The organism is Citrobacter amalonaticus Y19, from assembly GCF_000981805.1.
GTDB classification, from domain to species: Bacteria; Pseudomonadota; Gammaproteobacteria; order Enterobacterales; family Enterobacteriaceae; genus Citrobacter_A; species Citrobacter_A amalonaticus_C.
Map to the genome: position 1 here is coordinate 742,288 of NZ_CP011132.1, position 25,612 is coordinate 767,899.

General features: G+C 54.2%; 26 protein-coding genes and 5 tRNA genes. 21 read left to right on the top strand and 10 right to left on the bottom strand.

Annotated elements, in window-relative coordinates; all coding sequences use genetic code 11:
* Positions 1–13: 13 nt before the first annotated feature.
* From cydB to pnuC, 17 genes are all read left to right on the top strand, one after another.
* Positions 14–1,153, top strand: a complete 1,140-nt coding sequence (gene cydB, locus F384_RS03310; RefSeq protein ID WP_046477591.1) for a cytochrome d ubiquinol oxidase subunit II — start codon at positions 14–16, stop codon at positions 1,151–1,153.
* Positions 1,154–1,168: 15 nt separating this feature from the next.
* A complete protein-coding gene (cydX, locus tag F384_RS27795; protein ID WP_042320599.1) occupies positions 1,169–1,282 on the top strand; it encodes a cytochrome bd-I oxidase subunit CydX in 114 nt (37 codons plus the stop codon).
* Positions 1,282–1,575, top strand: a complete 294-nt coding sequence (ybgE, locus tag F384_RS03315) for a cyd operon protein YbgE (protein WP_046477592.1) — start codon at positions 1,282–1,284, stop codon at positions 1,573–1,575. The genes cydX and ybgE overlap by 1 nt, the downstream gene beginning before the upstream one ends.
* A 149-nt stretch (positions 1,576–1,724) precedes the next feature.
* The gene (ybgC, locus tag F384_RS03320; RefSeq protein ID WP_046477594.1) at positions 1,725–2,129 is read left to right on the top strand and encodes a tol-pal system-associated acyl-CoA thioesterase; all 405 of its coding nucleotides are present in this window, start codon (positions 1,725–1,727) and stop codon (positions 2,127–2,129) included.
* Complete coding sequence (gene tolQ, locus F384_RS03325; protein ID WP_080949866.1) at positions 2,126–2,818, top strand: Tol-Pal system protein TolQ; 693 nt, start codon at positions 2,126–2,128, stop codon at positions 2,816–2,818. Before ybgC ends, tolQ begins: the two co-directional genes overlap by 4 nt.
* A gap of 3 nt (positions 2,819–2,821) precedes the next feature.
* A complete protein-coding gene (gene tolR / locus F384_RS03330; protein WP_046477596.1) occupies positions 2,822–3,250 on the top strand; it encodes a colicin uptake protein TolR in 429 nt (142 codons plus the stop codon).
* Between the two features lie 62 nt (positions 3,251–3,312).
* Positions 3,313–4,506 (top strand): cell envelope integrity protein TolA, encoded by a 1,194-nt coding sequence (gene tolA, locus F384_RS03335; RefSeq protein WP_046477598.1) that lies wholly within the window; start codon positions 3,313–3,315, stop codon positions 4,504–4,506.
* 109 nt (positions 4,507–4,615) lie between these two features.
* A complete protein-coding gene (gene tolB, locus F384_RS03340; RefSeq protein WP_046477600.1) occupies positions 4,616–5,908 on the top strand; it encodes a Tol-Pal system beta propeller repeat protein TolB in 1,293 nt (430 codons plus the stop codon).
* Positions 5,909–5,942: 34 nt separating this feature from the next.
* Positions 5,943–6,461 carry a peptidoglycan-associated lipoprotein Pal gene (pal, locus tag F384_RS03345; protein WP_006685431.1) on the top strand — a complete coding sequence of 173 codons (519 nt, stop codon included), beginning with the start codon at positions 5,943–5,945 and terminating at the stop codon, positions 6,459–6,461.
* A gap of 9 nt (positions 6,462–6,470) precedes the next feature.
* The gene (cpoB, locus tag F384_RS03350; RefSeq protein ID WP_046477603.1) at positions 6,471–7,265 is read left to right on the top strand and encodes a cell division protein CpoB; all 795 of its coding nucleotides are present in this window, start codon (positions 6,471–6,473) and stop codon (positions 7,263–7,265) included.
* 164 nt (positions 7,266–7,429) lie between these two features.
* A tRNA-Lys gene (locus F384_RS03355) sits at positions 7,430–7,505 on the top strand.
* A 133-nt stretch (positions 7,506–7,638) separates the two neighbouring features.
* Positions 7,639–7,714 (top strand) — tRNA-Val (locus tag F384_RS03360).
* A 3-nt stretch (positions 7,715–7,717) separates the two neighbouring features.
* A tRNA-Lys gene (locus F384_RS03365) sits at positions 7,718–7,793 on the top strand.
* A gap of 156 nt (positions 7,794–7,949) precedes the next feature.
* A tRNA-Lys gene (locus F384_RS03370) sits at positions 7,950–8,025 on the top strand.
* Positions 8,026–8,071: 46 nt separating this feature from the next.
* Positions 8,072–8,147 (top strand) — tRNA-Lys (locus F384_RS03375).
* 527 nt (positions 8,148–8,674) lie between these two features.
* On the top strand, positions 8,675–9,718 hold the full coding sequence (gene nadA, locus F384_RS03380) for a quinolinate synthase NadA (RefSeq protein WP_046477605.1): 1,044 nt from the start codon (positions 8,675–8,677) through the stop codon (positions 9,716–9,718).
* Between the two features lie 25 nt (positions 9,719–9,743).
* Positions 9,744–10,463, top strand: coding sequence for a nicotinamide riboside transporter PnuC (gene pnuC / locus F384_RS03385; RefSeq protein WP_046477607.1), 720 nt, complete (start codon positions 9,744–9,746; stop codon positions 10,461–10,463).
* Here the strand turns inward: pnuC and zitB are convergent.
* A complete protein-coding gene (gene zitB, locus F384_RS03390; protein ID WP_046477609.1) occupies positions 10,460–11,401 on the bottom strand; it encodes a CDF family zinc transporter ZitB in 942 nt (313 codons plus the stop codon). The two genes, pnuC and zitB, sit on opposite strands and share 4 nt — an antisense overlap.
* A 112-nt stretch (positions 11,402–11,513) precedes the next feature.
* Positions 11,514–11,888: a YbgS-like family protein gene (locus F384_RS03395; protein ID WP_046477611.1), complete on the bottom strand. Its 375-nt coding sequence runs from the start codon at positions 11,886–11,888 to the stop codon at positions 11,514–11,516.
* Positions 11,889–12,205: 317 nt separating this feature from the next.
* Here F384_RS03395 and aroG point away from each other — a divergent pair, with 317 nt between their 5' ends.
* From aroG to F384_RS03410, 3 genes are all read left to right on the top strand, one after another.
* On the top strand, positions 12,206–13,258 hold the full coding sequence (gene aroG / locus F384_RS03400; protein ID WP_046477612.1) for a 3-deoxy-7-phosphoheptulonate synthase AroG: 1,053 nt from the start codon (positions 12,206–12,208) through the stop codon (positions 13,256–13,258).
* Between the two features lie 148 nt (positions 13,259–13,406).
* Entirely contained in the window at positions 13,407–14,474 is a 1,068-nt protein-coding gene (locus F384_RS03405) for a FecCD family ABC transporter permease (RefSeq protein ID WP_046497684.1), read from the top strand.
* The gene (locus F384_RS03410; protein ID WP_046477614.1) at positions 14,471–15,235 is read left to right on the top strand and encodes an ABC transporter ATP-binding protein; all 765 of its coding nucleotides are present in this window, start codon (positions 14,471–14,473) and stop codon (positions 15,233–15,235) included. The genes F384_RS03405 and F384_RS03410 overlap by 4 nt, the downstream gene beginning before the upstream one ends.
* Positions 15,236–15,276: 41 nt before the next feature.
* Here F384_RS03410 and gpmA read toward each other — a convergent pair whose 3' ends face one another.
* The 6 genes from gpmA to modF form a co-directional block, all read right to left on the bottom strand.
* On the bottom strand, positions 15,277–16,029 hold the full coding sequence (gene gpmA, locus F384_RS03415) for a 2,3-diphosphoglycerate-dependent phosphoglycerate mutase (RefSeq protein WP_042320535.1): 753 nt from the start codon (positions 16,027–16,029) through the stop codon (positions 15,277–15,279).
* A 220-nt stretch (positions 16,030–16,249) separates the two neighbouring features.
* Positions 16,250–17,290 carry a galactose-1-epimerase gene (gene galM, locus F384_RS03420; protein ID WP_046477615.1) on the bottom strand — a complete coding sequence of 347 codons (1,041 nt, stop codon included), beginning with the start codon at positions 17,288–17,290 and terminating at the stop codon, positions 16,250–16,252.
* Positions 17,284–18,432, bottom strand: coding sequence for a galactokinase (gene galK, locus F384_RS03425; protein ID WP_046477617.1), 1,149 nt, complete (start codon positions 18,430–18,432; stop codon positions 17,284–17,286). The genes galM and galK overlap by 7 nt, the downstream gene beginning before the upstream one ends.
* Before the next feature lie 2 nt (positions 18,433–18,434).
* Positions 18,435–19,481 carry a galactose-1-phosphate uridylyltransferase gene (gene galT / locus F384_RS03430; protein WP_046477618.1) on the bottom strand — a complete coding sequence of 349 codons (1,047 nt, stop codon included), beginning with the start codon at positions 19,479–19,481 and terminating at the stop codon, positions 18,435–18,437.
* Between the two features lie 9 nt (positions 19,482–19,490).
* Complete coding sequence (galE, locus tag F384_RS03435) at positions 19,491–20,507, bottom strand: UDP-glucose 4-epimerase GalE (protein ID WP_046477619.1); 1,017 nt, start codon at positions 20,505–20,507, stop codon at positions 19,491–19,493.
* 206 nt (positions 20,508–20,713) lie between these two features.
* The gene (gene modF, locus F384_RS03440) at positions 20,714–22,186 is read right to left on the bottom strand and encodes a molybdate ABC transporter ATP-binding protein ModF (protein ID WP_046477620.1); all 1,473 of its coding nucleotides are present in this window, start codon (positions 22,184–22,186) and stop codon (positions 20,714–20,716) included.
* A gap of 246 nt (positions 22,187–22,432) precedes the next feature.
* On the opposite strand from modF, the gene srsR reads away from it, so the two are divergent.
* The gene (srsR, locus tag F384_RS03445; RefSeq protein ID WP_046497687.1) at positions 22,433–23,329 is read left to right on the top strand and encodes a LysR family transcriptional regulator SrsR; all 897 of its coding nucleotides are present in this window, start codon (positions 22,433–22,435) and stop codon (positions 23,327–23,329) included.
* Here the strand turns inward: srsR and F384_RS03450 are convergent.
* Positions 23,326–24,804 (bottom strand): acetyl-CoA hydrolase/transferase family protein, encoded by a 1,479-nt coding sequence (locus F384_RS03450; RefSeq protein ID WP_046477621.1) that lies wholly within the window; start codon positions 24,802–24,804, stop codon positions 23,326–23,328. The genes srsR and F384_RS03450 overlap by 4 nt on opposite strands.
* A 19-nt stretch (positions 24,805–24,823) precedes the next feature.
* The gene (gene scpB / locus F384_RS28430) at positions 24,824–25,609 is read right to left on the bottom strand and encodes a methylmalonyl-CoA decarboxylase (RefSeq protein WP_080950047.1); all 786 of its coding nucleotides are present in this window, start codon (positions 25,607–25,609) and stop codon (positions 24,824–24,826) included.
* Positions 25,610–25,612: the final 3 nt, after the last annotated feature.

The following is a 25,612-nucleotide window of genomic DNA, read 5'->3' on the forward strand; positions in this document are numbered from 1 at the left end:
CAGGAGTCGTCAAATGATCGATTATGAAGTACTACGTTTTATCTGGTGGCTGCTGGTTGGCATTCTGCTGATTGGTTTTGCGGTCACTGATGGCTTCGACATGGGGGTGGGCATGCTCACCCGTTTCCTCGGTCGTAACGACACCGAGCGTCGAATTATGATTAACTCCATCGCCCCGCACTGGGACGGCAACCAGGTGTGGCTGATCACCGCAGGCGGCGCGCTGTTTGCCGCCTGGCCGATGGTTTACGCCGCAGCGTTCTCCGGATTCTATGTGGCAATGATCCTCGTGCTGGCGTCCTTGTTCTTCCGTCCGGTCGGTTTTGATTACCGCTCCAAGATTGAAGACACCCGCTGGCGCAACATGTGGGACTGGGGCATCTTCGTGGGGAGCTTCGTGCCGCCGCTGGTGATCGGCGTGGCATTCGGCAACCTGTTGCAGGGCGTACCGTTCCATATCGACGAGTATCTGCGTCTGTACTACACCGGTAACTTCTTCCAGTTGCTGAACCCGTTTGGTCTGCTGGCAGGCGTGGTGAGCGTGGGGATGATCATTACTCAGGGCGCGACCTATCTGCAGATGCGTACCGTGGGTGAACTGCACCTGCGTGCTCGTGCGACATCGCAGATTGCGGCGCTGGTCACTCTGGTCTGCTTCGCGCTGGCGGGTGTCTGGGTGATGTACGGTATTGACGGCTACGTGGTGACCTCTGCGGTTGATCATCATGCGGCGTCTAACCCGCTGACCAAAGAAGTGGCGCGTGAAGCGGGAGCCTGGTTGGTTAACTTCAACAATGCACCGATCCTGTGGCTGGTTCCGGCACTGGGCGTGGCGCTGCCGTTGCTGACAATTCTGACTTCCCGTATGGAGAAAGGGGCATGGGCATTCCTGTTCTCTTCTCTGACGCTGGCTTGCATCATTCTGACTGCCGGTATCGCGATGTTCCCGTTCGTGATGCCTTCAAGCACCATGATGAACGCGAGCCTGACCATGTGGGATGCGACGTCCAGTCAGTTGACGCTGAATGTGATGACCTGGGTTGCTGCGGTGTTTGTACCGATCATTCTCATCTACACCAGCTGGTGTTACTGGAAAATGTTCGGCCGCATCACCAAAGAACACATTGAAAGCAACACCCACTCTCTGTACTAAGTAAGGAGCAAAACTATGTGGTATTTCGCCTGGATTCTGGGAACGCTTCTTGCCTGTGCATTTGGGATCATCACCGCGCTGGCCCTTGAGCACGTCGAGGCAAGCAAAGACGGTCAAGAAGAACACTGATGACCACCCTGATCGCGATGCAATATAACGCGATGGACAAGCGCCCGTTACGGGCGCTTTCTTTGCTGATGGCGTTAGTGTTAGCAGGATGTATGTTTTGGGACCCCTCTCGCTTCGCGGCTAAAACCAGCGGGCTGGAAATCTGGCATGGTCTGCTGATGATGTGGGCGGTCTGTGCGGGCATCATTCATGGCGTAGGTTTTCGTCCTCGCGCCGCGCACTGGCAGGGGATTTTCTCGCCTCTACTCGCCGATATCGTGCTTATTGTTGGTCTGATTTTCTTCTTCTTTTGAATAAGAAACATCCTTAATGATCTATGGGCTTGCATAAGCCCATAAATTTTTACTCTCCCTTAACCTCTCCCCATTCCCAAGCCTCAATCGCGCGCGTATAGTAGCAACGTTTAAAAGCACTAACTTTTGTTGCATTACCGGGATGTAAAGTGAATACAACGCTGTTTCGATGGCCGGTTCGTGTCTATTACGAAGACACCGATGCCGGTGGTGTGGTTTATCACGCCAGTTACGTCGCTTTTTATGAAAGAGCACGCACAGAGATGCTGCGTCATCATCACTTCAGTCAGCAGGTGCTGTTGGCTGAGCGAGTTGCCTTCGTGGTGCGGAAAATGACGCTGGAATACTATGCGCCAGCGCGACTCGACGATATGCTCGAAATCCAAACAGAAATTACGTCAATGCGTGGCACCTCTTTGGTTTTCACGCAACGCATTGTCAACGCAGAGAACACCGTGCTTAATGAAGCTGAGGTTCAGATTGTTTGCGTTGATCCACTCAAAATGAAGCCTCGTGCGCTTCCCAAGTCTATTGTCGCGGAGTTTAAGCAGTGACTGACATGAATATCCTTGATTTGTTCCTGAAGGCAAGCCTTCTGGTTAAACTTATCATGTTGATTTTGATTGGTTTTTCAATCGCATCCTGGGCCATCATTATCCAGCGGACACGTATTCTTAACGCGGCAGCGCGTGAAGCCGAAGCGTTTGAAGACAAATTCTGGTCCGGAATCGAACTCTCTCGCCTGTATCAGGAGAGCCAGGGACGTCGTGATAATCTGGCGGGTTCGGAACAAATCTTCTATAGCGGGTTCAAAGAGTTTGCGCGATTGCATCGGGCAAACAACCATGCGCCAGAAGCGGTGGTTGAAGGCGCATCTCGAGCGATGCGGATCTCGATGAACCGTGAACTTGAAACGCTGGAAACGCATATTCCGTTCCTCGGCACCGTGGGTTCCATCAGCCCGTATATCGGTCTGTTCGGTACCGTGTGGGGGATCATGCATGCGTTTATCGCTCTCGGGGCGGTAAAACAGGCGACATTGCAAATGGTTGCACCGGGTATCGCAGAAGCACTGATCGCGACCGCAATCGGTCTGTTCGCCGCGATCCCGGCGGTCATGGCCTATAACCGACTGAATCAGCGCGTTAACAAACTGGAACTGAATTACGACAACTTTATGGAAGAGTTCACCGCGATTCTGCACCGTCAGGCGTTTACCAGCACCGAGAGTAACAAGGGGTAAACCATGGCCAGATCGCGTGGACGAGGTCGTCGCGAACTCAAGTCCGAAATCAATATTGTACCGTTGCTGGACGTATTGCTGGTGCTGCTGCTGATCTTTATGGCGACGGCGCCGATCATCACCCAGAGTGTGGAAGTTGATCTGCCGGATGCGACCGAGTCGCAGGCGGTGAGCAGTAACGACAATCCACCGGTCATTATTGAAGTTTCCGGAGTAGGGCAGTACAGCGTGGTGGTTGAGAAAGATCGTATGGATCAACTGCCGCCGGAACAGGTGATCGCCGAAGCGAAAAGCCGCCTGGAGTCCAATCCGAAAACGGTCTTCTTGATCGGGGGCGCGAAAGACGTGCCTTACGATGAAATAATTAAAGCGCTGAACTTGTTGCACAGTGCGGGTGTGAAGTCGGTTGGCTTAATGACGCAGCCTATCTGATCATTTGCGTCTCTGGTTTGAAAGAGAGCGTGTAACAGGCGAACAGTTTTTGGGAACCGAGAGTGTCAAAGGCAACCGAACAAAACGACAAGCTCAAACGGGCGATAATTATTTCAGCGGTACTGCATGTCATTCTATTTGCAGTCCTGATCTGGAGTTCGTTCGATGAGCATATAGAGGCTTCAGCCGGCGGCGGCGGTGGTTCTTCCATCGATGCCGTGATGGTTGATCCTGGCGCCGTGGTTCAGCAGTACGAACGTCAGCAGCAGCAACAGTCAAGTGCGCAGCGTGCCAAAGAGCAACGAGAGAAACTGGAGCAGCAGCAGGCGGAAGAGCTTCGTGAGAAGCAGGCTGCCGAACAAGAACGGCTTAAGCAGATTGAGAAAGAACGTTTAGCGGCTCAGGAACAGCAGAAGCAGGCTGAGGCTGATACGAAGAAAGCGCAAGAACAGCAGAAACAGGCAGAAGAAGCGGCGCGGAAAGCCGCAGCGGATGCCAAAGCGAAAGCTGACGCGCAGGTGAAAGAAGCTGCCGAAGCCGCGAAGAAAGCGGCGGCGGATGCGCAGAAAAAAGCCGAAGCAGAAGCAGCAAAAGCCGCTGCTGACGCGAAGAAGAAAGCGGAAGCAGAAGCGGCTAAAGCGGCTGCCGACGCGAAGAAGAAAGTTGAGGCAGAGGCCGCTAAGCAAGCTGCCGCGGAAAAAGCGGCTGCAGCCAAAGCCGCCGCCGCCGAGAAAGCCGCTGCTGAGAAAAAAGCAGCCGCAGAAAAGGCCGCCGCTGATAAAAAAGCTGCAGCTGAGAAAGCCGCTGCCGATAAGAAAGCAGCAGCCGATAAAGCCGCTGCGGCCAAAAAGGCGGCTGCGGCATCCGGCGTTGACGATCTATTTGGCGAGCTCAGCTCCGGTAAGAATGCGCCGAAAACTGGCGGTGGGGCGAAAGGAAGCAATGCGTCGCCTTCAGGAAGTGGTAACACTAAGAATAACGGCGCTTCTGGCGCTGAAATCAACGACTACAAGAACCAGATTGTGGCGGCTATATCTAGCAGACTTAACGACAAATCGCTGTATGCCGGGAAAACGTGCAAGTTGCATATTAAACTGGCTACTGATGGAATGGTGTTGAGCGTTGAATCTGAAGGTGGTGATGAAGCATTGTGCCAGGCAGCTCTTGTGGCTGTAAACCAGGCAAAATTACCTAAGCCACCGACTCAGGCTGTCTATGAGGTGTTCAAAGATGCAGCGTTGAATTTTAAGCCATAAGCGGAACCGGTGCGGTGACTGCTACCGGGTTCTGATAGTGTTGTGTAATTGAGTTTGTTAACCTTCTGCCACATTATCCAGGGCTATCTGTTCGGATAAGGGAGATATAATGAAGCAGGCATTACGATTAGCTTTTGGTTTTTTTATACTGTTAGCTGCATCAGCGCATGCAACAGTAAGCATTGATATCACGGACTGGAACGACTCGGCGCGTCCGATTGGCGTTGTGCCATTCCAGTGGGCGGGGCCGGGTGCTGCACCTGAAGATATCGGTGGTATCGTTGGCGCAGACCTGCGCAACAGCGGTAAATTCAATCCGTTAGACCGGTCTCGTTTGCCACAGCAACCAGGGACTGCGCAGGAAGTACAACCTGCTGCCTGGTCTGCGCTGGGGATTGACGCGGTTGTGGTCGGTCAGGTGACTCCTAATCCGGACGGTTCCTACAATGTCGCTTATCAACTGGTTGACACCGGCGGCGCACCGGGTACTGTACTGGCTCAGAACTCCTACAAAGTGAACAAGCAGTGGCTGCGTTATGCCGGCCATACTGCCAGTGACGAAGTGTTTGAGAAACTGACCGGTATTAAAGGCGCATTCCGTACCCGTATCGCGTATGTTGTTCAGACTAACGGCGGCCAGTTCCCGTATGAACTGCGCGTGTCTGACTATGATGGCTACAACCAGTTTGTGGTCCACCGTTCACCGCAGCCGTTGATGTCTCCGGCCTGGTCTCCGGACGGTTCTAAACTGGCGTATGTGACTTTCGAAAGCGGCCGTTCTGCGCTGGTTATCCAGACGCTGTCAAACGGTGCGGTTCGTCAGGTTGCATCATTCCCGCGTCACAACGGTGCGCCGGCGTTTTCTCCGGATGGCAGCAAACTGGCATTTGCCCTGTCTAAAACCGGGAGTCTGAACCTGTATGTGATGGATATTGGCTCAGGCCAGATTCGTCAGGTGACCGATGGTCGCAGCAACAATACGGAGCCGACCTGGTTCCCGGACAGCCAGAACCTGGCCTTTACGTCGGATCAGGCGGGTCGTCCGCAAGTGTATAAAGTTAACGTTAACGGCGGTGCTCCGCAGCGTATTACCTGGGAAGGTTCACAAAACCAGGATGCTGATGTCAGCAGCGACGGCAAATTTATGGTAATGGTAAGCTCAAATAGTGGGCAGCAACACATTGCCAAACAAGATCTGGTAGCGGGTGGCGTACAAGTTCTGTCGTCAACGTTCCTGGACGAAACGCCAAGTCTGGCACCTAACGGCACTATGGTAATCTACAGCTCTTCTCAGGGGATGGGATCCGTGCTGAATTTGGTTTCTACAGATGGGCGTTTCAAAGCGCGTCTTCCGGCAACTGATGGACAGGTAAAATTCCCTGCCTGGTCGCCGTATCTGTGATAATAAATAATTGATTAATAAAGGAATCATTGAAATGCAACTGAACAAAGTGCTGAAAGGGCTGATGATTGCTCTGCCTGTTATGGCTATTGCGGCATGTTCTTCTAACAAGAACGCCAGCAATGACGGCAGCGAAGGCATGCTGGGTGCCGGCACTGGTATGGATGCAAACGGCAGCGGCAACATGTCCTCCGAAGAGCAGGCTCGTCTGCAGATGCAACAGCTGCAGCAGAACAACATCGTTTACTTCGATCTGGACAAGTACGATATCCGTTCTGACTTTGCTGCAATGCTGGATGCACACGCTAACTTCCTGCGTAGCAACCCGTCTTACAAAGTCACCGTAGAAGGTCACGCGGACGAACGTGGTACTCCTGAGTACAACATCTCCCTGGGTGAACGTCGTGCGAACGCCGTTAAGATGTACCTGCAGGGTAAAGGCGTTTCTGCTGACCAGATCTCCATCGTTTCTTACGGTAAAGAAAAACCTGCAGTACTGGGTCACGACGAAGCGGCTTACTCCAAAAACCGTCGTGCCGTACTGGTTTACTAAGAGAATTGCATGAGCAGTAACTTCAGACATCATCTGTTGAGTCTGTCGTTACTGGTTGGCATAGCGGCCCCATGGGCCGCTTTTGCTCAGGCGCCAATCAGTAGTGTCGGCTCAGGCTCGGTCGAAGACCGTGTCACTCAACTCGAGCGTATTTCTAACGCTCACAGTCAGCTTTTAACCCAACTCCAGCAGCAACTCTCTGATAATCAGGCCGATATCGACTCCCTGCGTGGTCAAATCCAGGAAAGTCAGTATCAACTGAATCAGGTTGTTGAGCGTCAGAAGCAGATCCTGCTGCAGATGGACAGTTTGAGCAGTGGCGGCGCTGCCGCGCAACCTACAGGCGGTGATCAGAGCGGAGCAGCAACGGGGGCAGCGACACCTGCGCCTGATGCGGGTGCTGCGACGTCGGGAGCGCCGGTACAAAGCGGTGACGCGAATACCGATTACAATGCGGCAATCGCTCTGGTGCAGGATAAATCCCGCCAGGATGATGCGATTGTGGCATTCCAGAACTTCATCAAAAAGTACCCTGATTCGACCTATCAGCCGAATGCCAACTATTGGCTCGGTCAGTTGAATTACAACAAGGGTAAAAAAGATGATGCCGCGTTTTATTTTGCTTCGGTGGTAAAGAACTACCCGAAGTCACCTAAGGCTGCAGACGCGATGTATAAAGTTGGCGTGATCATGCAGGACAAAGGTGACAGTGCGAAAGCAAAAGCGGTATATCAGCAGGTTATCAGCAAATACCCAGGTACCGAAGGCGCGAAGCAAGCGCAAAAACGTCTTGGCGCGATGTAATGCACAGCATGCGACCAGAAATCGAATTATTTCTGGTCGTGTCGTGCGATTCCTAAGCAGTTGAGTGATCTACATCGAAATTTTTGTTGCGCTCAAATCTGAAATCAGTAATATATGCCGCCGTTGCCAAGGGATATCAAACAAACCAAAAGCAGCGCAAAAGTGGGTCGTTAGCTCAGTTGGTAGAGCAGTTGACTTTTAATCAATTGGTCGCAGGTTCGAATCCTGCACGACCCACCAATCGTTCTGGTGGACGCGAGAGTAGAACGTGAAGGATAACGTTGCGAAAGCAACGGCCCGTAGGGCGAGGCGAAGCCGAGTCATCCTGCACACCCACCACTTAAAGATGGAAACATCTTACCAGCGTAGTATCGGGTGATTAGCTCAGCTGGGAGAGCACCTCCCTTACAAGGAGGGGGTCGGCGGTTCGATCCCGTCATCACCCACCACTCGGGTCGTTAGCTCAGTTGGTAGAGCAGTTGACTTTTAATCAATTGGTCGCAGGTTCGAATCCTGCACGACCCACCAATTAAACATCGTACTTAGATGTTGAACGTGAAGGATAACGTTGCGCTAGCAACGGCCCGAAGGGCGAGGCGAAGCCGAGTCATCCTGCACGACCCACCAATTTAATATTAAATATCGAATTGGTGCCGAGTAAAATCTTTCAGGTAACACCCGAATGGGGCGTTAGCTCAGTTGGTAGAGCAGTTGACTTTTAATCAATTGGTCGCAGGTTCGAATCCTGCACGCCCCACCAATATTAAAGTGGGTTCCTGAAAAGAATAAAGCAGTAAATCCCATATGGGTCGTTAGCTCAGTTGGTAGAGCAGTTGACTTTTAATCAATTGGTCGCAGGTTCGAATCCTGCACGACCCACCAATTAAACATCGTACTTAGATGTTGAACGTGAAGGATAACGTTGCGCTAGCAACGGCCCGAAGGGCGAGGCGAAGCCGAGTCATCCTGCACGACCCACCAGTGTAAAAAGGCGCCCTAAAGGCGCCTTTTTGCTATACACAGAATTTAACGATTCGAACCTGCGTCACGCCTGATGACGCTTCGCTTATCAGGCCTACAATGATTGATCTGGTCAATGGCTACGCCCTGCACGAACCACCAGTGTAAAAGAGGGCGCTTGCGGCGCACAGAATTTAACGATTCAAACCTGCGTCACGCCTGATGGCGCTTCGCTTATCAGACCTACAATGATTGAGCTGGTCAATGGCTACGCCCTTGTAGGCCGGATAAGACGTCAGTCGCCATCCGGCGTTAGCAAGCGCAATTGTTGTGACTTTTGCCGCTCAATCCGCTATCTTGTTTAGCATATAAAACAAATATGACCGAACATGGCATGCATCACGCCTTAAGTCGGTTATTTCGTTAAGCCAGTAAAACGAGAAAGCATGATGAGCGTGATGTTTGACCCTGAAGCCGCAATCTATCCGTTTCCCCCTAAGCCGGTACCGCTGAGCGCCGATGAAAAGGCGTTCTACCGCGAAAAGATCAAGCGCCTGCTGAAGGAGCGTGATGCGGTGATGGTGGCGCACTATTACACCGACCCTGAAATTCAGCAACTGGCCGAAGAGACCGGCGGCTGTATCTCTGACTCACTGGAGATGGCCCGCTTTGGCGCAAATCATCCCGCCTCCACGCTGCTTGTCGCAGGGGTGCGCTTTATGGGCGAGACGGCCAAAATCCTCAGCCCGGAAAAAACCATTTTAATGCCAACCCTCGAGGCGGAATGTTCGTTAGATCTCGGCTGCCCGATTGACGCGTTCAGCGCGTTCTGTGATGCCCACCCGGATCGTACCGTCGTGGTCTACGCCAATACCTCCGCGGCGGTTAAGGCTCGCGCCGACTGGGTGGTGACGTCCAGCATTGCCGTTGAACTGATTGAGCATCTGGATAGTTTGGGTGAAAAAATCATCTGGGCACCGGATCGCCATCTCGGGAATTATGTCCAGAAACAAACGGGTGCAGATGTCCTCTGCTGGCAGGGGGCGTGCATTGTCCATGATGAATTCAAAACACAGGCGCTGAGTCGTATGAAAGGGCTGTACCCGGATGCCGCGATCCTGGTTCATCCGGAATCACCGCAGTCGATCGTGGATATGGCCGATGCCGTCGGTTCGACCAGTCAGCTCATTAGTGCAGCCAAAACCCTGCCGCATCAGCAACTTATTGTCGCCACCGATCGGGGTATTTTCTACAAAATGCAGCAGGCAGTACCGGGCAAAGAGTTGCTGGAAGCCCCCACTGCCGGTGAAGGCGCCACCTGCCGCAGCTGCGCGCACTGCCCGTGGATGGCGATGAACGGCCTCAAAGCGATTGCTGAAGGCCTGGAGCAGGGTGGGAAGACCCATGAGATTCACGTTGATAAGGCGCTGAGAGAAGGCGCATTAGTGCCGTTAAACCGCATGCTGGAATTTGCGGCTACACTACGTGCGTAGATAATGAAACGCTCTGGGGGAAAAGATGGACTTTTTTAGCACGCAGAACATTCTGGTACATATTCCAATAGGCGCAGGGGGTTACGATCTGTCGTGGATCGAAGCGGTGGGCACCATCGCCGGTTTGCTGTGTATTGGCCTTGCCAGCATGGAGAAGATCAGCAACTACGCTTTCGGCCTGATTAACGTTACGCTGTTTGCGATCATCTTTTTCCAGATCCAGCTCTACGCCAGTCTGCTGCTGCAGCTTTTCTTCTTCGCTGCCAACATTTACGGCTGGTACGCCTGGTCGCGGCAGACCACGCAGAACGAGGCGGAACTCAAAATTCGCTGGCTGCCTCTGCCTAAGGCGCTGGGCTGGCTGGCGGTTTGCGTGGTGGCGATCGGTCTGATGACGGTCTACATCGACCCGGTCTTTGCCTTTCTGACCCGCATTGCGGTAACTGTCATGCAGATGCTGGGCTTGCAGGTTGTTGTTCCGCAATTGCAGCCTGATGCCTTCCCGTTCTGGGATTCCTGCATGATGGTGCTGTCAATTGTGGCGATGATCCTGATGACCCGCAAATACGTTGAGAACTGGCTGCTGTGGGTGGTTATCAATGTGATTAGCGTCGTGATCTTTGCCCTGCAAGGGGTTTATGCGATGTCGCTGGAGTACTTGATCCTGACCTTCATTGCGCTCAACGGCAGCAGGATGTGGATTAACAGCGCGCGCGAACGAGGCTCACACGCGCTGTCCCATTAGTGGTGATGATGTGAATGGTCGGACACCTTCTGATTCAGATCGCAGTCCGGCCCGTGACAGGGCTGATATTCCATCTGAATGGTGGCGTGTTCAATCTGGTAATGATGAATGAGAAAGTGCTGGATGCGCTCCAGCAGCCCGTCATGATCGTGCGGCGGGATCACCTGTACATGCAGGGTCATGACCGGTTTTTCACCCACCATCCATACGTGCACGTGATGGACGTTACGCACTTCGGGAAGCTCCCGGCTAAGGTGGCGTTGCAACGCAGCGATATCCAGCGAAACCGGGGCACCTTCCAGCAACTCATTCACGCTATCTTTCAATAAGCGCCACGCGCTCCGCAGGACCAGCAGCGAGACCAGTATTGACAGTATCGGGTCAGCGGGCGTCCAGCCGGTCCAGATAATAATCACCGCCGCGATGATAGCCCCGACCGAACCCAGCAAATCACCCATCACATGCAGTGCCGCGGCGCGTACGTTCAGGTTTTTCTCTTCGCTGCCACGATGCAGGATCCAGAAGGCAAGGATGTTTGCCAGCAAGCCCGCGACGGCGATGATCATCATCATGCCGCCCGCCACCGGGCGCGGCGTGTAGAAGCGCTCAATCGCCTCCCAGACGATTAAAATCGTAATGACCACCAGCGCAATCGCGTTGACGAAGGCAGCCAGTGTCGTAAGCCTCAGCCAGCCAAAAGTGTGGCGGATGGTCGGTGGTCGGCGGGCAAACTGGACGGCCAGCAGGGCAAACAACAGCGCGGCGGCATCGGTCAGCATGTGTCCGGCATCGGCGAGCAACGCCAGCGAGCCGGATAAAATCCCTCCCACCACCTCCAGCAACATAAAGCCCGCCGTGATGCAAAACGCGAGCAGCAGGCGACGGGCATTGCCATCCTCGGGCAGGTGAGGGGCCGAATGAGAGTGTGAGTGCGCCATAATGTCATCCCTTAGTTATTTTCATCTTAACTGTATGACATCATACCGTTTCTGGACGAATAAAATAAAAAGGAGAGCCAGCGCTCTCCCATTATTAGCCCTGTTTTCAGTATTACTGGGTAGTGCCATCGGTTTTGCTATCAACATTGCTGTTCATACCTTCACCGGTTTCCACTTTTTTGTTCATGTCCGGGCAGCGCCCGTCCTTACACATGGTGTTTTTGTGCACCTCATCCTGGGTCATTTCATCGTGATTCATGGATGAGCCATTTGGATGCAGCATTGTGCCGCCAGAGTTGATGTTGTCGTTATCAACGTTATTCGGGGCGACGTTTTCTTTTGCATCCGGAGCAACCTGGCCGGCGTCGGCGGCGGCGTTCGCCTGGCCATTATTGCTCTGGGTACTGGATTCGGCGGCCAGTGCAGCGCCGCTGGCGAGGCTGAGCGTGGCGGTCAAAAAAAGTGAAGCCAATGTTGTCATTTGCATAAGATGCTCCTGTTTTGGTTGAGATGTCGGATAACGTCTTCCAACAGTGCATATGCCAGTCAAAGGGTCAGGCAATGGTTGAAGATCCCAGATGAGCGCAATGGCTCAGTAGAGAATCTTGAAAAAATTCATAAACAGAGTGGTTGCAGTTAAAAATTGTAGGTTAGATCTCGTTTTTCGCTACTTTGTGGCGTTTTTTAGCTAAATTCCAGGATTAATCCGTCCGAAGTGTAAAAGCCCGTTTACACTTTTAGACTGAGGATATAGATTGGGGGGATTGCATTCATTTAGATAAGTATGGCTACGCTGGAATAATCATGAATTATCAGAACGACGATTTACGTATTAAAGAGATCAACGAGTTATTACCCCCTGTCGCACTGCTGGAAAAATTCCCCGCTACAGAAAATGCCGCCAACACGGTTGCCCATGCGCGTAAAGCCATTCACAAAATTTTGAAAGGGAATGACGATCGCCTGCTGGTGGTGATTGGTCCATGCTCGATTCATGATCCCGTCGCGGCGAAAGAGTACGCAGGTCGCTTGCTGGCACTGCGTGAAGCGCTGAAAGGCGAACTGGAAATCGTCATGCGTGTCTACTTTGAGAAACCGCGTACGACCGTTGGCTGGAAAGGGTTGATTAACGATCCGCACATGGATAACAGCTTCCAGATCAATGACGGCTTGCGTATTGCGCGCAAGCTGCTGTTGGATATCAACGACAGCGGCCTGCCGACGGCGGGTGAATTCCTCGATATGATTACCCCGCAATATCTGGCGGACATGATGAGCTGGGGCGCGATTGGCGCGCGTACCACAGAATCTCAGGTTCACCGTGAGCTGGCGTCGGGTCTCTCTTGTCCGGTTGGCTTCAAGAACGGTACCGATGGCACCATCAAAGTGGCGATTGATGCCATCAATGCTGCCGGTGCGCCACACTGCTTCCTGTCGGTCACCAAATGGGGTCACTCCGCCATTGTGAACACCAGCGGTAACGGCGACTGCCATATTATTCTGCGCGGCGGCAAAGAGCCGAACTACAGCGCTGCACATGTCGCGGCGGTGAAAGAAGGTCTGGCGAAAGCGGGGCTGCCCGCGCAAATCATGATTGATTTCAGCCATGCCAATTCCTGTAAGCAGTTTAAAAAGCAGATGGAAGTCGGGGCCGATGTGTGCCAGCAAATCGCCAGCGGCGAAACCGCGATAATGGGCGTGATGATTGAAAGCCATCTGGTTGAAGGTAATCAGAACCCGGACAGTGGTGAACCGCTGGTGTACGGCAAAAGCATTACCGATGCCTGTATTAACTGGGAAGATACCGACACTATCCTGCGCCAACTCGCGGATGCGGTAAAAGCGCGTCGCGGATAAAACCTCGTTAACCTGAGCAGCCGACTCCTGGAGTCGGCTTTTTTGTCTCTTCGTCGTCTACATCAATCTATCGGGATATAATTTTTTATATAGCGTGTGACAAGTGCGCTATAATTCGGCCTTCATCCGCAAACTCCCGTTACCCGCTATGTCTCTTCTTTCTCAGACACCCGTTGACGATGCCATTAATGCGCAATATCGCAGGATCATCCGCAGGCGTGTACTGTTGGTGCTGATGAGCGTACTGGCGATTGTCGGCTCGTTGTTGCTGGATTTCACGCTTGGCCCGTCAGGTTTGCCAGTCGGCGAGCTCTGGCAAACGCTGATTCATCCGATGAGCGCCAGCGGCGGCACCCGGGTTATCGTCTGGGAAATCCGCCTGCCTTACGCCCTCATGGCGCTGTTGGTTGGCATGGCGCTGGGGCTGGCAGGGGCAGAAATGCAGACCATCCTCAATAATCCGCTGGCGAGTCCATTCACATTGGGCGTCTCTTCGGCGGCGGCATTTGGCGCGGCGCTGGCGATTGTGCTGGGGATCGGTATTCCTGGTGTTCCTGACGCGTGGTTTATTCCGGCGAATGCCTTCATTTTTGCATTGCTCTCTGCGCTGCTGCTCGACGGTATTACCCGCTGGACCCGCGTGGCGACGTCCGGCGTGGTGCTCTTTGGTATCGCGCTGGTCTTTACCTTCAATGCGCTGGTATCGATGATGCAGTTTGTGGCTGATGAGGATACGTTGCAGGGACTGGTGTTCTGGACGATGGGCAGTCTGGCACGGGCGTCGTGGGAAAAACTGGCCGTACTGGCACTGGCGTTTATCTGCGTCGGCGCGTGGTCAATGCGCAGCGCCTGGCAACTGACCGCGCTGCGGTTGGGGGAGGAGCGGGCGATGAGTTTTGGCATCGACGTACGCCGCTTACGCCTGTCATCGCTGTTGCGTATCAGTTTGCTGTCCGCACTCTCGGTAGCCTTCGTCGGGCCGATTGGCTTCATCGGCCTGGTGGCGCCGCACATTTCACGCCTGCTGTTTGGTGAAGATCACCGCTTCTATCTGCCTGGCAGCATCCTGACGGGCGGGCTGGTGCTCTCTCTGGCCTCTGTTGCCTCGAAAAATATTCTTCCTGGTATCATTATTCCGGTGGGCATTGTCACTTCGCTGGTGGGGGTTCCCTTCTTTTTGAGCATTATTTTGCGCCACCGCGGGAGCATGTCATGAGTGGCTTGATCCTGCGAGGCGTCACTGCGGGCTATCCGAAGCGAACGGTGATTGACAATCTTAACGTCGACGAACTGCCGCGCGGCAAAATTACCGCGCTGCTGGGGCCGAACGGTTGCGGGAAATCCACCTTGTTACGCGCGCTGGCCGGATTGAATAAAGCGCAGGGGGAGATGATGCTTGGGGGCGAAAACCTGTCGGCGCTGTCGCTGGTTGAGCGGGCCGCCAGCGTCGTGTTTTTGCCCCAGTCGCTGGCGCAGGGAGTGCATTTGCATGTTCTGGAGTCGGTATATGTTGCGCAGCGGGCGCTGGGTAAACGCGATGATAAACAGGTGCTGGCGATTCTCGAACAACTGGGGATTGCCCATCTGGCATTGCACTATCTCGATCAGCTTTCCGGGGGGCAACGGCAGCTTGTGGGGCTGGCGCAATCGCTGATCCGCCGTCCCGAGCTGTTGCTGCTCGATGAACCCCTGAGTGCGTTGGATCTGAACTATCAGTTTCATGTGATGGATGTGGTTCGCCGTGAGACCCGGCTGCGTAATATGGTCACGGTGGTGGTGGTGCATGACATCAATATTGCGCTGCGCCACTGTGAACATGTGCTGATGCTGAAAGCCGGAAAGCGGGTCGCCAGCGGTGAACCGGAAAAGGTCATCACCACAGAAAGTCTGGCGCAAGTCTATAACGTACAGGCTCGCGTGGAGCGCTGCTCACAGGGCAGGGCGCAGGTGGTGCTGGATGGGGTGATTGGGGTTTAAGAAGAATGACCCGGTTAGCGTTCGCCACCGGGTCATTCAGATTACTTCGCTTTACCCTGGTTGGCGACGGCAGCGGCTTTCGCGGCGATCTCGTCAGCATTACCCAGATAGTAGCGCTTGAGCGGCTTGAAGTTTTCGTCGAACTCATACACCAGCGGTACGCCGGTTGGGATGTTCAATTCGAGGATTTCTTCTTCGCTCAGGTTGTCGAGGTATTTTACCAGCGCGCGCAGGGAGTTACCGTGCGCCGCGATGATGACGCGCTCGCCGCTCTTCATGCGTGGCAGAATGGTATCGTTCCAGTAAGGGATAACGCGATCGATGGTCAGTGCCAGGCTTTCGGTCAGCGGCAGCTCTTTTTCGGTCAGTTTGGCATAACGCGGATCGTGGCCCGGATAGCGCTCGTCATCTTTGGTCAGTTCCGGCGGGGTCACCGCGAAACCACGACGCCACTGTTTAACCTGCTCGTCACCGTACTTCTCAGCGGTTTCCGCTTTATTCAGACCCTGCAACGCACCGTAGTGACGTTCGTTCAGCTTCCAGGATTTCTCCACCGGCAACCAGGCCTGATCCAGTTCATCCAGTACGTTCCACAGCGTGTGGATGGCACGTTTCAGCACAGAGGTATAAGCAAAATCGAAGCTATAGCCTTCCGCTTTCAGCAGTTTGCCTGCCGCTTTCGCTTCGCCTACGCCTTTCTCGGACAGGTCAACGTCGTACCAACCGGTGAAGCGGTTTTCATTGTTCCACTGGCTTTCGCCGTGGCGTACCAGAACCAGCTTAGTTACAGCCATACTCTCACTCCTCAAGCTTTATCGAATGATAATAATTCTCATTATATTGCCGTAGCGGGGCAGCGGCAATGCTTACGCATAACCATAGCGAAAATAGTGCAGCAGTGTAAGGTTCTTGTGAACTCTGAGTTGCGATTTTGTCTTTGAGTGGTGGGGATTTGAACAAAACAGATTTTGTAGGCCCGATAAGCTTGCGCCATCGGGCATGTTACATGTTACGTCAAACAGGAATAAAGCGATATTCCGTCAGGCTGGTGTACTCTTCGCCGGGACGCAGAACGCAGTCTGGTTGCGGCCATTCCGGATGGTTCGGGCTGTCCGGCAGGAATTCACTCTCCAGTGCCAGGCCCTGATAATCGCCGTAGGCGTGCGGTCCACGCGAAGAGGTGCCGCCGAGAAAGTTACCCGAGTAAAATTGCAGCGCCGGAGCCGAGGTGTAAACCTCCATCTGCAACTTCCCGTCCTCAGAAGAGAGCAGGGCAACCGGCTTTTTACTGTCGCCTTTTGCCTGCAACAGGAAGGCGTGATCGTAACCCTTCACTTTGCGCTGGTCGTCATCGGTAAGGAATTCGCTGGCGATGGCCTTCGCGGTGCGAAAATCAAATGAAGTTCCGGCGACCGGTTTCAGACCGTCGCGTGGGATCCCGCCTTCATCCACCGGCAGATACTCATCCGCCAGAAGCTGCAGCGTATGGTTGCGCACATCGGTCTGATCGCCATCAAGGTTGAAGTAGACATGGTTGGTCAGATTCACCGGACACGGCTTATCCACCGTCGCGCGATAGGTAATGGAGATGCGGTTGTCATCGGTCAGACGATACTGCACCGTGGCGCAAAGGTTGCCCGGAAAGCCCTGATCGCCATCGTCTGAGCTTATCGCAAACAGAACCTGACGCTCGTTATGGTTAACGATTTGCCAGCGGCGTTTATCAAATCCGTCCGGTCCACCGTGCAACTGGTTGACGCCCTGGCTTGGTTGCAGGGTCACCGTTTCCCCATTGAGGACATAGCGACTGTCGGCGATGCGGTTGGCGTAACGACCAATTGAGGCGCCCAGAAACGCCGCCTGGTTCTGATAATGCTCCGGACTGGCACAGCCCAGCAGCGCTTCACGCACGCAGCCGTCGGAAAGGGGAATGCGGGCCGAGAGTAACGTAGCACCCCAGTCCATCAGCGTGACCACCATCCCCGCGCTATTGCGCAGGGTTAACAGGCGATACGGCTGACCATCGGGTGCCAGTGCGGGAGTTTCATTCAGCACTGTCCTGCTCCTTGTGATGGTTTGCATACATAGAACGTTTCTTTGATGCCGGTTTTGGCTTCGTACTGCGCGGCGACGGCTTGCTGAACGGTTGGGACCAGTGCTTCCGGCATCAGTGCGACGATGCAGCCGCCAAATCCGCCTCCGGTCATGCGTACGCCGCCTTTGTCACCAATGGTGGCTTTGACGATGTCAACCAGCGTATCAATCTGCGGCACGGTGATTTCGAAATCATCACGCATTGAGGCGTGCGATTCAGCCATCAGTTGCCCCATGCGGTGTAGATCGCCTTTTTCCAGCGCGCTGGCGGCTTCCACCGTTCGCGCATTCTCAGTTAACACGTGACGGACGCGTTTGGCAACCAGTGGGTCCAGTTCATTCGCCACGGCGTTAAAGGCTTCGAGACTGACATCACGCAATGCCGGTTGCTGGAAGAAACGAGCGCCCGTTTCGCACTGCTGACGGCGCGTGTTGTACTCGCTGCCGACCAGCGTGCGCTTAAAGTTGCTGTTGATGATAACAATCGCCACGCCTTCTGGCATTGAAACCGCTTTGGTGCCGAGCGTCCGACAGTCGATCAGCAGGGCATGATCTTTCTTACCCAGCGCGGAGATGAGCTGATCCATAATTCCGCAGTTACAACCGACAAACTGGTTTTCCGCTTCCTGACCGTTAAGCGCAATCTGCGCACCGTCCAGCGGCAGATGATAAAGCTGCTGGAACACGGTGCCGACCGCCACTTCCAGCGAGGCGGAAGAGCTCAGTCCCGCGCCCTGTGGAACATTACCGCTGATCACCAGGTCCGCGCCGCCAAAGCTGCTGTCGCGTTTTAACAGGTGTTTTACCACGCCGCGCACATAGTTTGCCCATTGCTGGCTGTCGTGAGTCACGATGGGGGCATCGAGGGAGAACTCGTCAGTCTGATTATCGTAATCGGCAGCAATGACGCGGATCAGGCGGTCGTTGCGGGCGGCGCAACTGATCACGGTTTGATAATCAATGGCGCAGGGCAGCACAAAGCCGTCGTTATAATCGGTATGCTCACCGATAAGGTTGACGCGGCCTGGTGCCTGAATGGTGTGGGTCGCAGGGTAGCCGAAAATTTCTGCAAACAGAGATTGTGTTTTCTCTTTCAGACTCATTTTTATACTCCGGATTCGCGAAAATGGATGTCGCTGACCGCGCGCAGACGTTCTGCCGCTTGTTCCGCTGTGAGATCGCGCTGGGTCTCTGCCAGCATTTCGTAACCGACCATAAATTTACGGACGGTTGCAGAGCGCAGCAGCGGCGGATAAAAGTGCGCGTGCAACTGCCAGTGGTCATTCTCTTCGCCGTTAAACGGCGCGCCGTGCCAGCCCATCGAATACGGGAAAGAGCACTGGAAGAGATTGTCATAACGGCTGGTCAGTTTTTTCAACGCCAGCGCCAGGTCTGCGCGCTGTTCGTCGGTCAAATCGGTGATGCGTAGTACATGCGCTTTCGGCAGCAACAGCGTTTCGAACGGCCATGCCGCCCAGTAGGGCACAACAGCCAGCCAGTGATCGGTTTCCACTACCGTACGGCTGCCGTCAGCCAGTTCACGCTGCACGTAGTCGACCAGCATCGGCGACCCCTGCTCAGCCAGCCAGGCTTTTTGCAGACGATCTTCGCGTTCAGCTTCGTTTGGTAAGAAACTGTTGGCCCAAATCTGTCCGTGGGGATGGGGGTTAGAGCAGCCCATCGCCGCGCCTTTGTTTTCAAAGACCTGCACCCAGGGATAGCGTTTCCCGAGGTCTGCGGTTTGCTCTTGCCAGGTTTTCACAATTTCAGTCAGGGCGGGAACGCTTAGCTCCGGCAGCGTTTTACTGTGATCAGGCGAGAAGCAAATGACGCGACTGGTGCCGCGCGCGCTCTGGCAGCGCATCAGCGGGTCGTGACTGTCCGGCGCGTCGGGGGTGTCGGTCATTAACGCCGCGAAGTCGTTGGTGAAGACGAACGTCCCACTGTAATCCGGGTTCTTATCGCCAGTGACGCGGGTATTGCCCGCACACAGGAAGCAGTCCGGATCGTGTGCCGGCAGCACGTCGTTAGAGGGCGTTTCTTGCGCCCCCTGCCAGGGGCGTTTAGCACGATGCGGCGAGACCAGAATCCACTGCCCGGTGAGCAGATTAAAACGACGATGCGGATGATCGACGGGGTTAAATTGACTCATGGTGGTTTCTTAATCCTCGTATCCCTGCGGATGACGCGACTGCCAGTGCCAGGTGTCCTGTGCCATCTCATCAAGCGTGCGCGTCACGCGCCAGTCCAGTTCGCGGTCAGCTTTGCTGGCATCCGCCCAGTAGGCAGGCAGGTCGCCATCGCGACGCGGCGCAAAATGGTAGTTAACCGGTTTACCGCAGGCTTTGCTGAAGGCGTTGACCACGTCCAGCACGCTGCTGCCGACACCCGCGCCGAGGTTGTAAATATGGACGCCCTGAATGCCTGCCAGTTTTTCCATCGCGGCAACGTGACCGTCAGCGAGATCCATCACATGGATGTAATCGCGTACGCCGGTGCCGTCTTCGGTTGGGTAGTCGTTGCCAAAAATGGCGAGGGAGTCGCGACGGCCCACCGCCACCTGCGCGATGTACGGCATCAGGTTATTCGGGATGCCCTGCGGGTCTTCGCCCATGTCACCTGATGGATGCGCGCCGACCGGGTTGAAATAGCGCAGCAGCGCGATGCTCCACTCCGGCTGGGCTTTTTGCAGATCGGTGAGGATCTGCTCGACCATCAATTTGCTTTTGCCATAAGGGCTTTGCGGCGTACCGGTCGGGAAGCTTTCGACGTAAGGGATTTTCGGCTGGTCGCCGTAGACGGTTGCCGATGAGCTGAAAATGACGTTTTTGACGCCGGCGGCGCGCATGGCGCTAATCAGTCGCAGTGTGCCGTTGACGTTGTTGTCATAGTATTCCAGCGGTTTTGCGACCGATTCGCCGACGGCCTTCAGCCCGGCAAAATGGATGACGGTGTCAACCGCGTGATCGTGCAGAATTTCGGTTATCAGCGCTTCGTTGCGGATATCGCCTTCGACAAACGTCGGATGTTTGCCGCTCAGACGTTCAATAACTGGCAGTACGCTGCGCTTACTGTTACAGAGGTTATCAAGGATGATGACGTCATGACCGTTTTTCAGTAACTGTACACAAGTATGGCTTCCTATGTAACCGCTACCACCGGTGACCAGAACTCTCATAATTCGCTCCGTTAAGCTTATGGTATGGAATTACCATAGCATAACAAAGATGCGAAAAGTGTGACATGGAATAAAATAGTGGAATCGTTTACACTCGCAAATTCTCTCGCTGAGTCATCAATTATTCGATTATAAATCATAAACTTTAAGAATGATTGCGCCTTTTATCCGAAAAAAAAGGGCGCTTTCGCGCCCACGGATGAAAACTAACGCAACGGCGTTTGCAGATAGGTATATGTCTCGCCCTCTGGTACAAACTCCAGACGGTGGGTAATACAGGCCGGCGCATCTTCAGCGTGATGGGAGACAAACAGCAACTGCGTGTCGCCCTCGCTAATTAACACGTCGACAAAACGACGGATGAGCTGGCGGTTCAGCGGGTCCAGTCCCTGTAACGGTTCGTCCAGAATCAGCAGGGTCGGGTGCTTAACCAGCGCCCGGGCGATCAGCGCCAGTCGTTGTTGTCCCCAGGAGAGACTATGAAACGGCGCGTCGGCGGTGCGTTTGTCGAGTCCCAGAATATCCAGCCACTGCTGCGCGAGTTTCTGCTGACGATCCGACACGGCCTGATAGATCCCGATAGAGTCAAAATAGCCCGACAGAATCACATTGCGCACGGTGGTACTCACCCGGTAGTCGAGATGCAGACTGCTACTGACATAGCCGATGTGTTTTTTGATATCCCAGATGGTTTCACCGCTGCCGCGACGACGACCAAATAGCGTCAGATCGTTGCTGTATCCCTGCGGATGGTCGCCGGTTATCAGGCTGAGCAATGTGGATTTTCCGGCGCCGTTGGGGCCGACAATCTGCCAGTGCTCACCGGGATCCACCTGCCAGCTCAGACGATCGAGAATAGGGCGGTCGTTGTACGACACGACGCCATCCTTGAGGATGATCCGCGGCGTATCGGCGGACAGAACAGGGTGGGCGGCAGGTTCGTCGGCTTCAGGCAGCGCCACCCCTTCCAGTCGCTCGCTATGGGCAAGTTGGGCGATCAGCGCCTGCTGGAGTAAGTCCGTTTTCGATCCCGTTTCCATTAAGGCGCAGTCAACCAGTACGCCGGCATACTGAACGAACGACGGGATTTCATCAAAGCGGTTCAACACCAGCACCAGTGTGATGCCGGACTGGTGCAGCGTTTCAAGCAGTACTGCCAACTGCTGGCGGGAGGCGACATCCAGACCGTCAAACGGCTCATCGAGAATCAATAAATCGGGCTCAGACATCAGCGCCTGACAGAGCAGCGTTTTGCGCGTTTCCCCGGTAGAGAGATATTTAAAGCGGCGATCGAGCAGATGCGTGATACCAAACTGCTGAGCTAGCGTCGCGCAGCGGGTCGGGTCCTTCACCTCGTCCTGAACGATCTCCATCGTGGTGCGTCCGGTATCCTCTTCGCCTGGACTGAGCATATCGGTGTTATTACGCTGCCATTCATCGCTGACCAGTTTCTGCAGTTGCTCAAAAGAAAGACGGGTAATCCGCGAAAAGGCGCACTGGCGTTCGCCTTTGAGCAGCGGCAACTCACCGGCCAGCGCGCGCGCCAGTGCCGATTTCCCGCTTCCATTCGACCCCACAAACGCCCAGCTCTCACCCGCGTTTAATGTCACGGAATCCAGACGAAGCGTTTTTGTATCGCTAAGACGAAACGTGCCTTGCAAAATATGCAACGATGACATTTTGTATCCCATTTTATGCAGCAATGAATGACAGGGATACGTGTTCCGCAATGGAATGTCAATGTGATTAGCGCGACTGCGAGTAAAAACGGCCCTCAACGTTCGGTGTGGGTATCTGTGCCGTATGCTTGCTATTACGCCAGAGCTATCGCCATTTTGTGAACCACTGCAAAAAAGGGCGACGCGTTATCCAGTATTTTTTCGCAGCCAGTAGAGATGTCATGGCGATAAATGATGGAGTGTTTTGTGGATATTTTTATCTCGAAAAAAATGCGTAATTTCATCCTGTTGGCGCAAACCAATAATATCGCCAGAGCCGCTGAGAAAATACACATGACGGCCTCGCCGTTTGGTAAAAGCATTTCAGCGCTGGAAGATCAGATTGGCTATACGTTGTTTACCCGCAAAGATAACAGCATAAGCCTGAACAAGGCCGGGCAGGAGTTGTACCAGAAACTGTTTCCGATTTATCAGTCCTTGTCGGCTATCGATAATGAAATTCATCACTCTGTGCGTGGTTCGCGCAATATTGTGATTGGCGTCGACAACACCTATCCGACGATTATTTTCGATCAGTTGATTAGCCTGGGCGACAAGTACGACGGCGTGACCGTAAAGTCTGTCGAGTTTAGCGAGAATGAAGTCATTGATAACCTGTTTAGCCGCCAACTCGATTTTATCATTTCGCCGCAGTATGTTTCGGCTCGTGTGCAGGAACTGGATAATCTGACCATCAGTGAGTTGAAGCCGCTGCGTCTGGGGTTTCTCGTTTCCCGTCGCTACGAGGATAAACAGCCGCAGGATCTGCTCCGTGAACTGCCCTGGTTGCAAATGCGTTTTCAGAATCGGGCCAATTTTGAGGCGATACTGGAGGCTCATATGCGGCCATGCGGCATTAATCCGACGATTATCTACCGCCCGTACAGCTTTATGGCGAAAATCAGCGCGGTGGAGCACGGGCAGTTTCTGACCGTGATCCCACACTTTGCGTGGCGTCTGGTGAATCCGGCGACACTGAAGTATTTCGATGCGCCTGGTCGTCCGATGTACATGCAGGAATACCTGTACTCGTTGAAAAACCACCGCTATACCGCCACGATACTTCAGCAAATTGCGGAAGATCGTGGCACAGAGGTGAATTAGCCGAGCATCGAACCGCGTTCAAGCAGATTGCGGTGCAGATCGAACACGTGGCTGAGATCGTGGTGAATATGCCCGCCAGGCGCACTCTCGAGATAGCGGTGCAGATAGTCCTGGTAGAGAGGATGCGCACAGTTGTCGATGATCGTGTGCGCCCGCTGCAGCGGTGAAAGCCCGCGAAGATCGGCGATCCCCTGTTCGGTGATGATCACCTTCACGCTGTGCTCGCTGTGGTCAACGTGGCTGCACATCGGGACGATGGTGGAAATCTTGCCGCCTTTGGCGATGGACGGCGCCATAAAGATAGACAGATAGGCGTTGCGCTCAAAATCACCGCTGCCGCCAATGCCGTTCATCAGATTCACACCGGCCACGTGTGTCGAATTGGCGTGACCGTAGATATCAAATTCCAGCCCCACGTTCAGGGCTATCACCCCAAGACGACGGATAATCTCCGGATTGTTGGAGATCTCCTGCGGGCGGAGCACAATACGACTGGCGAAGAAGTCCATGTTGTCGTAAATCTTCAGCAAGGAATCGGCGGATACCGTCAGGCTGGAGGCACTGGCGCCGGTGATTTTTCCCGTTTCAAGCAGATGGACGACGGACTCCTGTAACACCTCTGAATACATCATGAAAGGCGGAATGTCCGGGTTCTCCCCAAGTCGCGCCATCACGGCATTATTGATATTGCCAACCCCACTTTGCAGTGGCAGAAACTCAGGCGGGATCCGCCCTCGCGCCATCTCTTCCAGTAGAAACGTCACGACGTTATCGGCGATTTGCTGGCAGACAGGATTGGCGTTATCCAGTACGTTTCCGCTGTCGGGCAGTTCAGTGTCAACCACCGCCACAATCTTGTTGGGATCGATTTGCACATACCGGGTACCCACGCGATCCATCGCATGATAAATGGGCACGCTGTTACGACGCGGCGGCGCGCCGGGAATGACGATATCAGCCAGTTCAGCGACGCGTGGGTTGTGGTAGTGGTTCAGCTCAATAATGATTTTCTTCGCCCGCAGCAGCCAGGTGGGCGCATTACCGATCCCGCTGGTAAGCCAGACCCGTCCGTCAGGCGTAATGGCCGAGGCTTCAATTACCGCAACGTCAATATCACCAAAGAAGCCATAGTTCACCATCTGCGCCACTTCGCTCAGATGCAGGTCCACAAAGCGTACCTGGCCCTGATTGATTTTTTGCCGTAGGCTGCCTGACGTCTGATACGGCGCGCGCCATGAGATGGCGTCAGCCTCTGAAAGTACATCATCAGCGGCAGCGCTAATCGACGCCCCCGTCAGCAGCCTTATCTGAAACGGTTTTTGCGCCTGATGGAGTTCGCTGGCGCGGCGGGCGATAGCCGCAGGGAGTGCTTTGGGAGAACCAGCGGGGGTAAAGCCGCTGAAAGCAACCATCGCATTATGCTCGATAATCTGCGCCGCTTCATCGGCGCTCATCCGTGACCAGGGGTCTTTCATATCTTGTCCCTTCCCGGTATCAGTGACCGACAAAGTTGGGTTTACGTTTATTCATAAACGCGTTCATCCCTTCCTGGTAATCTTCGCTGTCGTAAACGGCACGGCGCATTCCCTGAATACGTTCGAACTCATCGGAATTCATGGTATGCGCTTCACCAAGCACGCGAAGCTCTTCTTTAATCACTGCGATGGCAAGCGGCGCTTTTTCCGAAATATGGTGCGCCATCTGCAATGTGAAATCCTCCAGCTCTTCGACGGCGACAACGTGGTTGAGGATACCGACCGCCTGCGCGCGCTGTGCGGTAATAGGGGAGGCGGTGAAGATCAGTTCTTTAACGATATGGAAACCCGCATCGCGGGTCAGGTTGTGGATACCGACCAGATTGTACGGAACGCCAAGGTTGACCGGGGTCATGGAGAATGTGGAGGTACTGGCTGCGATGATCAGATCGGAGCTCATGATCATCTCAAATGCGCCTCCCCAGACGCTGCCCTCGACCATTGAGATAACCGGTTTGGGGTACTTCTGAATCATGCGGGTGATCTGGCGCAGAGGATCGTCATAAGAGAGCGGATCGCGCCGTCCGGCGGGCAACTCATGAATGTCATGACCGGCGGAGAAGACCTTCGCGCCAGCAGGTGCGCGCAGGATAATACAGCGAATATCCGGGCGATTGAGATCGCTGAGCGCCAGCATGAGATCGTCAATAAAGACTTTGCTCAGGGCGTTCAGCTTGCGGGCATAGTTGAACTCAATGACGGCCACTTTACGGATGATGACAACGTTAACATATTGATAAGACATGCT

What these genes read in the sequence shown, in the direction of transcription:
- galE (WP_046477619.1), bottom strand. Translation starts at nt 20,507, where the DNA reads ATGAGAGTTCTGGTCACCGGTGGTAGCGGTTACATAGGAAGCCATACT.
- galT (WP_046477618.1), bottom strand. Translation starts at nt 19,481, where the DNA reads ATGAGTCAATTTAACCCCGTCGATCATCCGCATCGTCGTTTTAATCTG.
- pal (WP_006685431.1), top strand. Translation starts at nt 5,943, where the DNA reads ATGCAACTGAACAAAGTGCTGAAAGGGCTGATGATTGCTCTGCCTGTT.
- cydX (WP_042320599.1), top strand. Translation starts at nt 1,169, where the DNA reads ATGTGGTATTTCGCCTGGATTCTGGGAACGCTTCTTGCCTGTGCATTT.
- F384_RS03405 (WP_046497684.1), top strand. Translation starts at nt 13,407, where the DNA reads ATGTCTCTTCTTTCTCAGACACCCGTTGACGATGCCATTAATGCGCAA.
- tolR (WP_046477596.1), top strand. Translation starts at nt 2,822, where the DNA reads ATGGCCAGATCGCGTGGACGAGGTCGTCGCGAACTCAAGTCCGAAATC.
- modF (WP_046477620.1), bottom strand. Translation starts at nt 22,186, where the DNA reads ATGTCATCGTTGCATATTTTGCAAGGCACGTTTCGTCTTAGCGATACA.
- F384_RS03410 (WP_046477614.1), top strand. Translation starts at nt 14,471, where the DNA reads ATGAGTGGCTTGATCCTGCGAGGCGTCACTGCGGGCTATCCGAAGCGA.
- pnuC (WP_046477607.1), top strand. Translation starts at nt 9,744, where the DNA reads ATGGACTTTTTTAGCACGCAGAACATTCTGGTACATATTCCAATAGGC.
- scpB (WP_080950047.1), bottom strand. Translation starts at nt 25,609, where the DNA reads ATGTCTTATCAATATGTTAACGTTGTCATCATCCGTAAAGTGGCCGTC.
- ybgE (WP_046477592.1), top strand. Translation starts at nt 1,282, where the DNA reads ATGACCACCCTGATCGCGATGCAATATAACGCGATGGACAAGCGCCCG.
- F384_RS03395 (WP_046477611.1), bottom strand. Translation starts at nt 11,888, where the DNA reads ATGCAAATGACAACATTGGCTTCACTTTTTTTGACCGCCACGCTCAGC.
- gpmA (WP_042320535.1), bottom strand. Translation starts at nt 16,029, where the DNA reads ATGGCTGTAACTAAGCTGGTTCTGGTACGCCACGGCGAAAGCCAGTGG.
- tolB (WP_046477600.1), top strand. Translation starts at nt 4,616, where the DNA reads ATGAAGCAGGCATTACGATTAGCTTTTGGTTTTTTTATACTGTTAGCT.
- aroG (WP_046477612.1), top strand. Translation starts at nt 12,206, where the DNA reads ATGAATTATCAGAACGACGATTTACGTATTAAAGAGATCAACGAGTTA.
- F384_RS03450 (WP_046477621.1), bottom strand. Translation starts at nt 24,804, where the DNA reads ATGAAAGACCCCTGGTCACGGATGAGCGCCGATGAAGCGGCGCAGATT.
- zitB (WP_046477609.1), bottom strand. Translation starts at nt 11,401, where the DNA reads ATGGCGCACTCACACTCTCATTCGGCCCCTCACCTGCCCGAGGATGGC.
- galK (WP_046477617.1), bottom strand. Translation starts at nt 18,432, where the DNA reads ATGAGTCTGAAAGAGAAAACACAATCTCTGTTTGCAGAAATTTTCGGC.
- nadA (WP_046477605.1), top strand. Translation starts at nt 8,675, where the DNA reads ATGAGCGTGATGTTTGACCCTGAAGCCGCAATCTATCCGTTTCCCCCT.
- cpoB (WP_046477603.1), top strand. Translation starts at nt 6,471, where the DNA reads ATGAGCAGTAACTTCAGACATCATCTGTTGAGTCTGTCGTTACTGGTT.
- cydB (WP_046477591.1), top strand. Translation starts at nt 14, where the DNA reads ATGATCGATTATGAAGTACTACGTTTTATCTGGTGGCTGCTGGTTGGC.